Origin of the sequence: Streptomyces sp. NPDC051452 (genome assembly GCF_044454765.1) — a bacterium.
In the GTDB taxonomy this organism is placed as follows: domain Bacteria; phylum Actinomycetota; class Actinomycetes; order Streptomycetales; family Streptomycetaceae; genus Streptomyces.
The window spans coordinates 24,353-32,171 of the sequence record NZ_JBITEB010000029.1; the positions used below are offsets into that span (position 1 = coordinate 24,353).

At 70.7% G+C, this 7,819-nt stretch carries 7 protein-coding genes and 1 pseudogene; 3 read left to right on the forward strand and 5 right to left on the reverse strand.

From position 1 onward, the window contains the following. Positions 1 to 13 precede the first annotated feature (13 nt). Together ACIBA9_RS37410 and ACIBA9_RS37415 are read left to right on the forward strand one after the other, a co-directional pair. The gene (locus ACIBA9_RS37410) at positions 14 to 1,291 is read left to right on the forward strand and encodes a sensor histidine kinase (RefSeq protein ID WP_399370124.1); all 1,278 of its coding nucleotides are present in this window, start codon (positions 14 to 16) and stop codon (positions 1,289 to 1,291) included. Beyond that, a complete protein-coding gene (locus tag ACIBA9_RS37415; RefSeq protein ID WP_399370126.1) occupies positions 1,279 to 1,947 on the forward strand; it encodes a response regulator in 669 nt (222 codons plus the stop codon). The genes ACIBA9_RS37410 and ACIBA9_RS37415 overlap by 13 nt, the downstream gene beginning before the upstream one ends. Positions 1,948 to 1,983: 36 nt before the next feature. On the opposite strand, the gene ACIBA9_RS37420 is transcribed toward ACIBA9_RS37415, so the two are convergent. From ACIBA9_RS37420 to ACIBA9_RS37435, 4 genes are all read right to left on the reverse strand, one after another. Continuing rightward, complete coding sequence (locus ACIBA9_RS37420; RefSeq protein ID WP_399370128.1) at positions 1,984 to 3,153, reverse strand: glycosyltransferase family 4 protein; 1,170 nt, start codon at positions 3,151 to 3,153, stop codon at positions 1,984 to 1,986. 29 nt (positions 3,154 to 3,182) lie between these two features. Continuing rightward, entirely contained in the window at positions 3,183 to 3,914 is a 732-nt protein-coding gene (locus tag ACIBA9_RS37425) for an FkbM family methyltransferase (RefSeq protein WP_399370130.1), read from the reverse strand. Next, complete coding sequence (locus ACIBA9_RS37430; RefSeq protein ID WP_399370132.1) at positions 3,911 to 5,041, reverse strand: glycosyltransferase 87 family protein; 1,131 nt, start codon at positions 5,039 to 5,041, stop codon at positions 3,911 to 3,913. Before ACIBA9_RS37430 ends, ACIBA9_RS37425 begins: the two co-directional genes overlap by 4 nt. Positions 5,042 to 5,420: 379 nt before the next feature. Beyond that, entirely contained in the window at positions 5,421 to 6,695 is a 1,275-nt protein-coding gene (locus tag ACIBA9_RS37435) for a tyrosine-type recombinase/integrase (protein WP_399370134.1), read from the reverse strand. Between the two features lie 418 nt (positions 6,696 to 7,113). Here ACIBA9_RS37435 and ACIBA9_RS37440 point away from each other — a divergent pair, with 418 nt between their 5' ends. Then, positions 7,114 to 7,347, forward strand: a complete 234-nt coding sequence (locus tag ACIBA9_RS37440) for a helix-turn-helix transcriptional regulator (protein WP_399370136.1) — start codon at positions 7,114 to 7,116, stop codon at positions 7,345 to 7,347. A gap of 26 nt (positions 7,348 to 7,373) precedes the next feature. Here the strand turns inward: ACIBA9_RS37440 and ACIBA9_RS37445 are convergent. Beyond that, positions 7,374 to 7,819 (reverse strand): annotated as a pseudogene (locus ACIBA9_RS37445) (transposase family protein); the annotation flags it as partial.

Here is a 7,819-nt window from a genome sequence, read left to right on the forward strand (position 1 = left end):
AGGGACACGCACCATGACCGTCGCCGTCTGGGAGGCCATGCGACGGCACCCCCTGCGCTTCGCCCGCTCCACCTGGCCGCTGCGCTGCTGGGCGTTCCTGCTGAGCGGCGCCGTCGTGGGCCTCGTGGTGCTGCTCCTGTTCGCCGCCCTGCTCTTCGTGGGCCTCGGCCTGTCCGTGGTGGGGATCGGCCTGTTCGCCCTCATGGGCCTTGCCGTCCTCGGCATCCCCGTCGCAGCTCTGGAACGGCGCCGGTTACGGATCATCGAACCGGAGCCCCTCCTCGACCCGCACGGCTCCCTGCCCGGCACGGGCGCCTGGCCGTGGCTGCGCACCCGGCTGCGCGAGCGGGCCACCTGGCGGGAACTGGGCTACACCCTCGCCCTCGGTGTCGTCTTCAGCGTCATGGGGGTCGGCTTCATCGCCCTGCTCGGCCTGTCGGTCCTGCTGACGGCGACGCCGGTCATCGTGTGGGCGATCGCTCCCGACACGGTGATGCTGGTGCCCGGTCATCCCATCTCCGACCCCGTCGCGGCTCTGCCGGGCAGCGCCGCGGGCCTGCTGGGGCTGCTCGTCTCGGCGTACGTGGGCGGGATGCTCGCCGGCGCGCAGGTGTGGGTGGCCCGATCCCTGCTGTCGGCACGCGACGAGGACCTGAACAGCCGGGTCATCGAACTGACCCGTTCCCGCGCCCGGTTGGTCGACGCGTTCGAGGCGGAGCGGCGACGCATCGAACGCGATCTGCACGACGGCGCGCAGCAGCAGCTCGTGGCGCTCACCATGACCCTGGGGCTGGCCGAACTGGAGCTGCGCGGCCAGGACGCGCCGGCCGCCGCGCTCATCGCCCGCGCCCGCGGCGAGGCCCGCCAGGCGCTGGACCAGTTGCGGTCCCTGGTCCGCGGCATCCACCCCCAGGTCCTCACCGACCACGGCCTGCCGGCCGCCGTCTCCGAACTCGCCCTGCGCAACCCGATCCCGGTGACCGTCGACATCGACCTGCCGCACCGGCTGCCGTCGGCGGTCGAGACGACGGCGTACTTCACCGTCACCGAGGCGCTGACCAATGCCTCCAAGCACAGCGGGGCCGACCAGGTCGCCGTCGTCGGGGGCCTGCGCGACGACAGGCTGGTCCTGCTCATCACCGACAACGGGCGCGGCGGCGCCGATCCGGCCGCCGGAGCCGGTCTGCAAGGATTGGCGGACCGCGTGGCCATTCTGAGAGGGAGACTCGTCGTGACCAGTCCTGCCGGCGGACCCACGCAACTGCGGGTGGAGGTGCCATGCTCCGCATAGTGCTCGCCGAGGACTCCGTCCTGCTGCGCGCGGGCCTGGTGGAGCTGCTGTCCCGGGGCGGGCACGAGGTGACCGCCGCCGTCGGGGACGCCGAGGCGCTGGCGCACGCCGTGGACGCCGACCGGCCGGACGTGGTGATCACCGACGTGCGGATGCCGCCGGACTTCCGCGACGAGGGGCTCAGGGCGGCGATGGAACTGCGCGGCCGGCACCCGGGCCTGCCGGTGCTGGTGCTGTCGCAGTACGTCGCCACCGCCTACGCGACCCAGTTGTTCAGCGGCAGTTCCCCGGCCGAGGGAGGACTCGGGTACCTGCTGAAGGACCGGGTCGGCGACGTCACCGACTTCCTCGACGCGCTGGACAGGGTCGCCGGCGGGCAGACCGTGATCGACCCGGAGGTGGTCCGGGTGCTGCTGCAGCAGCGGACCGCCGACGAGCCGCTGCGACGCCTCACCCCCCGCGAGCGGGAAGTACTGGGGCTCATGGCGGAGGGGTTCAACAACCAGGCCATCGCACAGCGGCTCACCATCACGGAGGCGTCGGTGGTCAAGCACTCCAGCAACATCTTCATGAAGCTGGAGCTCGACCCGGCCGAGGGCAACCGCCGGGTGCTGGCGGTTCTCGCACACCTTCGCCGCGAGGCCCCGCCGGTCTGACCGGGGCGCACCCCACGGGCGGGGCCGGAGAATGCGTCAGCCCCGCCCCCCGCCCCGCCCGGACACGGACGCCCTCAGATCGGCGCCCGGGGTGAGCAGCCCCGTCAGCCGTTGCGCCGACGCGTCCCAGGACCACTGCGACGCCACCCATGCCCGTCCGGCCTCGCCCATCGCCGCGGCCCGCTCCGGGGAGCGCAGGATCCTCGACAGCTCGCCCGCCACCGCCTGTACGTCCGTGCCGTCCACGACGGTGCCGGTCACTCCGTCGAGGACCGCGTCCGGTGCGCCCCCCGAGTCCCCGGCGACCACGGGCAGTCCGCCGGCGGCCGCTTCCAGGAACACGATGCCCAGCCCCTCCGCCTCCAAGCCGGCCTTCCGGGTCCGGCAGGGCATCGCGAACACATCCGCCGCCGCGTAGTAGGGGGCCGTCGACGCGTGGTCCAGACCCCCGGCGAACACGACGTGGCCGTCGGCGTGCCGGTGCGCCAGCTTGCGCAGCCGCTGTTCGTCGGGGCCGCCGCCCACGATCACCAGCACCGCGTCCGGCACGGCCTGCCGCAGCTGGGGCAGCGCCCGTATCAGCGTGTCCTGCCCCTTGCGCCGCACCAGCCGCGAGACGCACAGCACGACCCTGCGGTCCACGATGCCGTGCCGCTCGCGGACCGCCCGCGCCCGACCCGGCGCGGGCCGGAAGGCCTCGGGGTCCACCCCCGGGACCAGCCGCACCAGTTCCGCCCGCGGCCCGAGCGCCGGCGCGATCCGGCGCCGGGTGTACTCGCCGAGGTAGGTGACGGCGTCCACGTGGTCGCCGATGCGCCGCATCACCTGTCGGGCACCCGGTGTGCGGGCCCACCAGATCTCGTGACCGTGCGTGGTGGCGACCATCCGGCGTATCCCACCGCGCCGCAGCGCCGGTGCCATCGCCGCGAGCGGCGCCGCCGCCCCGAACCACGCCCGGTCGCAGCCGTGGTGGCGGGCTATCTCCAGGGCGCGGCGGGTCGCGCGGGGGGTGGGCAGCAGCATGCGGCCGGGATCCCTGACCACGGGGAACGGCAGGGTGGCGTCATAGGCGGCGGCCCCCGGCTCGCTGGACGTGTAGACGACCACGTCGTTGCCGGGGACGCGCGTCGCCATGGCGTGGACGAACGTCTCGATGCCCCCCTGGCGGGGCGGGAAGTCGTTGGTGACGATCAGGGTGGTGCCCATGGCGGTCGCTGCCTTCGGGGAGGAGGTGGTCAGGCGGTGAACAGGTAGTTGCGGCAGTCGTCGGTGACGTGGGGAGCGGGGACCCAGCGGCCGCGCCGCCGACGGTGGGCCTGGTAGCCGAAGTCCCGCAGATGGGTGAGGACATCGGCCGGATACGCGCCGTACTTCGCCAGATGGCGCCGCTCGATCTCCAGCAGCAGCGTGGGCCGGTGGCGGCGCAACGCGGCCGATCCGCCCTCCAGGACCGCCAGTTCGGCGCCCTCGACATCGGCCTTGACGAACGTCAGCCGCTTCGGACCGGCTTCGTGGGCCAGCTGGTCGAGGGTGCGCACGGGGGCCTGGACGGTACGGGCGGAGCGGAACTCGGCGTTGGGGCCGGGCCCTTGAGCGCCCTCGGTGAGGTAGGCCCGCCCGTGGACCGGCAGGCCCCGCCGCATCGGCAGGCTGAGCGTCCCGCACCCGGACCGGGCGCCCAGCGCGGCGCGATGCACGGTCACGTTACGGGCGCCCAGGAGCCGTGAGGCGAGGCGCAGCCAGCGGTGCGGGCCGGGCAGCGGCTCCACGCTGTGCACCCGGCCGGACGGCCCGGCCAGGGACGCCAGCACCCAGGTGTACAGCCCGTACTCGGCGCCGACGTCCACACACACCGACCCCGGCGGCACGAACGCCCGCAGAGCCGCCACCTCGTCCTCCACGAACGGAAACCTGTGCGCGCCCCACCGCAGGGCGGCCGCCACGGCAGCGGTACGGCGGGCGCTCACCGGGCGTCCCACGCGACCGGAACCGGGGCCGGGCGCGCGGGCCGGGAGGCCCGTACGACGAGCGTACGCAGGGGCTCCTTCCGGCGGCCGGCGACCGCCAGCCGGGCCAGTACGGCCAGGGTGAGCGGCAGGGCGAGGTATCCGAAGCGCCCGGCCGGCGCCAGGAGGAACGCCGCGCACAGGCCCATGGCGAGCCGGTCGGCGCCGGACACGAGGTCGTGTGGCGGCCGCGCGACGAGCGAGACGGCGACGGCCAGCCCGCCGGCCAGCAGCAGCGCTACCGCCGCGTACCAGCCGGCCGGGCCGAGGTCGGCGAGCAGGCGGCCCGGCAGCGGACTGGCCGCCGGGGTCTTCCACGGCCCGCGCCCGGTCGGGAACGCGAAGACCTGCTCGACCAGGGGGCCGGGCGACAGGAGCATGCTCGGCACGAGGAGCAGGACGGTGCCGCCCACCGCCACGGCCGCCCCGCGCACGGCCTCCCGGATCCCGGCCCGGTGGGCGAGCAGCGCCACGGCGACCGCGACGGCGGGCCACGCCGTCCACTTGAGGGAACAGGCGGCGGCGAGCGCCAGCCCGGCGGCCACCGGCCGTCGCCGCACCGCGTACGCCAGCGCGAGGAACAGCAGTCCGGTCAGCGGCAGGTCCACGCCGCTGACGCAGAGCGGGAGCGCCACGACCGGCGAGGCGACGAACGCGCCGACGGCGTTCCGGCTCACCGCGCCGCCCGAGGCCGCCGCCGGGCGGCCGGTCCGGTGCCGGGCCGCCCACAGACAGCCGAGGAACGCCGCCGCGCACCACAGCCGGGCGTCCCCCAGAGCCCTGGGCAGCGGGCCGTTGTCGCCCAGCACCGCACGCGGCAGCCCGAACACCGCCATGCCCGGCAGATACGGGGTGACGTCACCCACCGTGCGGGGATCCGCCAGGTACGGTGTGGCCTGCCGCAGCGTCAGCAGCCCGGAGCGCTCGATGACGCCGACTTCACTCTGTGCCGTGCCCGTCAGCAGGAACAGCGCGAGGGGTACGGCGATGGCACCCCCGACGGCGAGCCAGACGGAGAGGGTGCGGCCGTGCGGGCGCGACGACAGCACGGCGCCCGCCGCGCAGAGGTAACCCAGACAGGCACTCATGCCCCACAGACGGTGCGGCTCGGGCGCCGGGATCAACACGAAGACCGCGGCCCACACCGCGGCTACGAGCCAGCCGCCACACCACAGTTTCCGGCTGTTCCAAGGGAGTTGAGTCTGATGAGTCAGCACCCGTCCATTGCAGCGAGCGCTTCTTGCCAGGTCATGACAGCCAGGTCGAGACCTGGAGGTCGGGTTTCCCCCACCACCACGCGTCCCGCCGCACCCGCCCCCGGATCCGTGTCCCTATGGGTCGGGAAGGGTGCGGCGGCGCGATCGCGTCAGATGTCCCGGAACTCCTATACAACGCATCTGACCTGTGTAAACGGATCCTTCGAAGATCATCTTGCACGGTTGTTGCACAAGCCGACCAGCGCAGGAGTCATGCGGCCCTCGTGTAGGCGCTCCGGACCGCGATACGGATCTTGGAACCGGCCCCCACGACCCGGTGCACGTACTTACGCAGAGTGAACGCAGGATCGGCGTGTCCGAGTCGATCCGCGAGTGTGTACACGTCTACCCCGCCGTTGATCATCATCGTCGCGTACAGGTGTCGGAGGGCGTGCATCATCACGTCGCGGGACTTCTCCCAGCGCCGTCCCTGTGCGTCGGGGTCAAGGGGCTTGATGATGCCGGCTGCCGCCAGAGCAGGCTTCCATCGGTAGGAGTTGAACCAGTTCGACTGGATGGCGGTCTTCTCTCGGGTGTAGAAGATCAGCTTCACCGTGACCGGGTCGCCGCCTTTGCTGCCCCACGGTCGGGCCACCTCGACGGGCGGATATTTCTCCATGTGCTCACGCAGGGGGATGGCCACGTCGTCGGTCAGTTCGACCCACCGGTCCTTCGGGTCCTCGTCGTTCCCGCCCTTGGGGAGGGCGTATGCCAGGAACGAGCCGTCGTGGACCACTTGCCTTTGCACGTGCACCATCGGGCCGTCCGGATGTGCCCAGTCGATGTCGTCCGGTGACAGGCCGAGTATTTCTCCTTGGCGAAGGCCCAGGCCGCGACCGCAGTCGACGAGCGCCTTGTAGCGGTCGGGAAGTTCGGCGCGGATCTTGTCGGTGTCCTCCCACGACAGGGTCAGCTCTGCCCGGCCGCCATCTCCTCGCTTCGGCTTGGCGTCCTGCACCGATTTGGCGAGGCACGGATTCTTCGGTATCAGGCTGTCGTCCACGGCCAGGTCAAAGACAGCCCGAAGATTGTCGAAGACCAGGCGCAGCGTGGAACTTTCGAGCAGCCGACGACGATCGTGCAGCCAGTCCAGCAAAGACGACGCGTTCACGTCCTTTACGCGCATCTTCCCAACTGCGGTAGGAATGATGTGTAGGTGAACCCGCTCCCTGTGGCGTCGGTATGTGCGCGGATTCTTGTGTTCGTGCCCCTTGAGCCACGTCAGGGCGAGTTCACCGACCCTGACCTCTCCGGCGCGAGGGTTGATGTATGACCCGTCGTCCACTCCGGACCGCATTTTGGTCTCGTGCCTGCGGGCTTCGGCCTCGGTGCGGAACAACTCCGTCTGCTGGACATCTTCCTGGTTACGCCAGCGAGCCTGCCACCGCTTCCCGGCCCCGTGATCCCTCGTCGGAACCTTGCCGTGTTCCCTGCAGGTCGACTCTCCGGCTTTCGGGCGTGACTTGTGCCAGCGGTCGTATGGCATGGATTCGACTCCTAGTTTTCAGCGGGCCTTAAAGTTTCTCTGTGGGATCTCTCGTATCAGGGTCGTCATCGGCGGCAAGATCATGTGCCCGTTCATCGCACCCTGAGTGAATGGGATGTTGATCCAAGCGGGCTGAAAATGTCAAACGCATTCTTGGGGCCTTCGCGACAAAGGGCGCAGAGTGGTAGGGGTGATCTCACCTAGACGAATCCTCGCTGAGGCATCGGCGAGGATTCGATGAGCCCTCGCCGAGGATTCGCTGATGTCTTTCGAAAGTTCGGAAGCGCTGTAGGGGTTTCGTCGCAAGCTCTTCTATTTGGCCCGGCTGGAATTTCATGTCAATGTTCCGTACGTCACCGCGGCGGACTACCGCTCACGTGGCTCTTTTCTGCCCGTTCTGAGCCGTTATGGAGTACCCATGCGTCGAACCACTGCCGGTGCGGCAGAAGCCGCCAGTGGCGCGGAGGGCCGTTGTCCGTTGATGAGTGCTGAGGAACTGGCCGACTTCCTCGGCGTACCTTTGAATACGGTCTACATATGGAATCATCGACATCAGGGTCCGCGAGCTCACAAGGTCGGCCGCTATTTGCGCTACCGCTGGCCGGAGGTGGAGGCATGGCTGGAAGCTCAGGCTGTGGATCGCACGGTCTGATTGGCCGTGAGCCTTTTGCATCTTGATCAGGTGGCGAGTTCGAGGGCGACGACGGCACGGACGACGGCGGTGATCCGGGTGGTGCTGCAGCGGAGTTTCCGCAGGAGCCGTCAGCATTTGAGGGTGGCCATGGCGCGTTCGCCGAGGCTGCGGGTCTTGGCGTGATCGCGGTTGTGACGTTGGCGGCGGCCGCGCAGGTTCTTGCCCCGGAACGGGATACAGATCGCAGGGCCGGCGCCCTGATGTGCCTTGTAGGCCCAGCACTTGATGTCGTCTGCGGCGAGGGCAGCGGGAATGCCGTGGGCCCGCGCCGCGGTCAGGTCGTGTGTGGCTCCCGGCAGCGCGTCCGAGACCCAGAGCAGGCGTTCGGCAGGATCGGCGAGGACCTGCACGTTCATCCCCTGGTGCCTATTCTTCCTGGAGTAGTACGGCCGGTCTGCGGCGATGCGGTCGATCGACAGCACGGTGCTGT

Bases quoted from the DNA above. Each gene is read 5' to 3' on its own strand.
- ACIBA9_RS37410 (WP_399370124.1), top strand. From the start codon at position 14: ATGACCGTCGCCGTCTGGGAGGCCATGCGACGGCACCCCCTGCGCTTC.
- ACIBA9_RS37415 (WP_399370126.1), top strand. From the start codon at position 1,279: ATGCTCCGCATAGTGCTCGCCGAGGACTCCGTCCTGCTGCGCGCGGGC.
- ACIBA9_RS37420 (WP_399370128.1), bottom strand. From the start codon at position 3,153: ATGGGCACCACCCTGATCGTCACCAACGACTTCCCGCCCCGCCAGGGG.
- ACIBA9_RS37430 (WP_399370132.1), bottom strand. From the start codon at position 5,041: ATGAGTGCCTGTCTGGGTTACCTCTGCGCGGCGGGCGCCGTGCTGTCG.
- ACIBA9_RS37435 (WP_399370134.1), bottom strand. From the start codon at position 6,695: ATGCCATACGACCGCTGGCACAAGTCACGCCCGAAAGCCGGAGAGTCG.
- ACIBA9_RS37440 (WP_399370136.1), top strand. From the start codon at position 7,114: ATGCGTCGAACCACTGCCGGTGCGGCAGAAGCCGCCAGTGGCGCGGAG.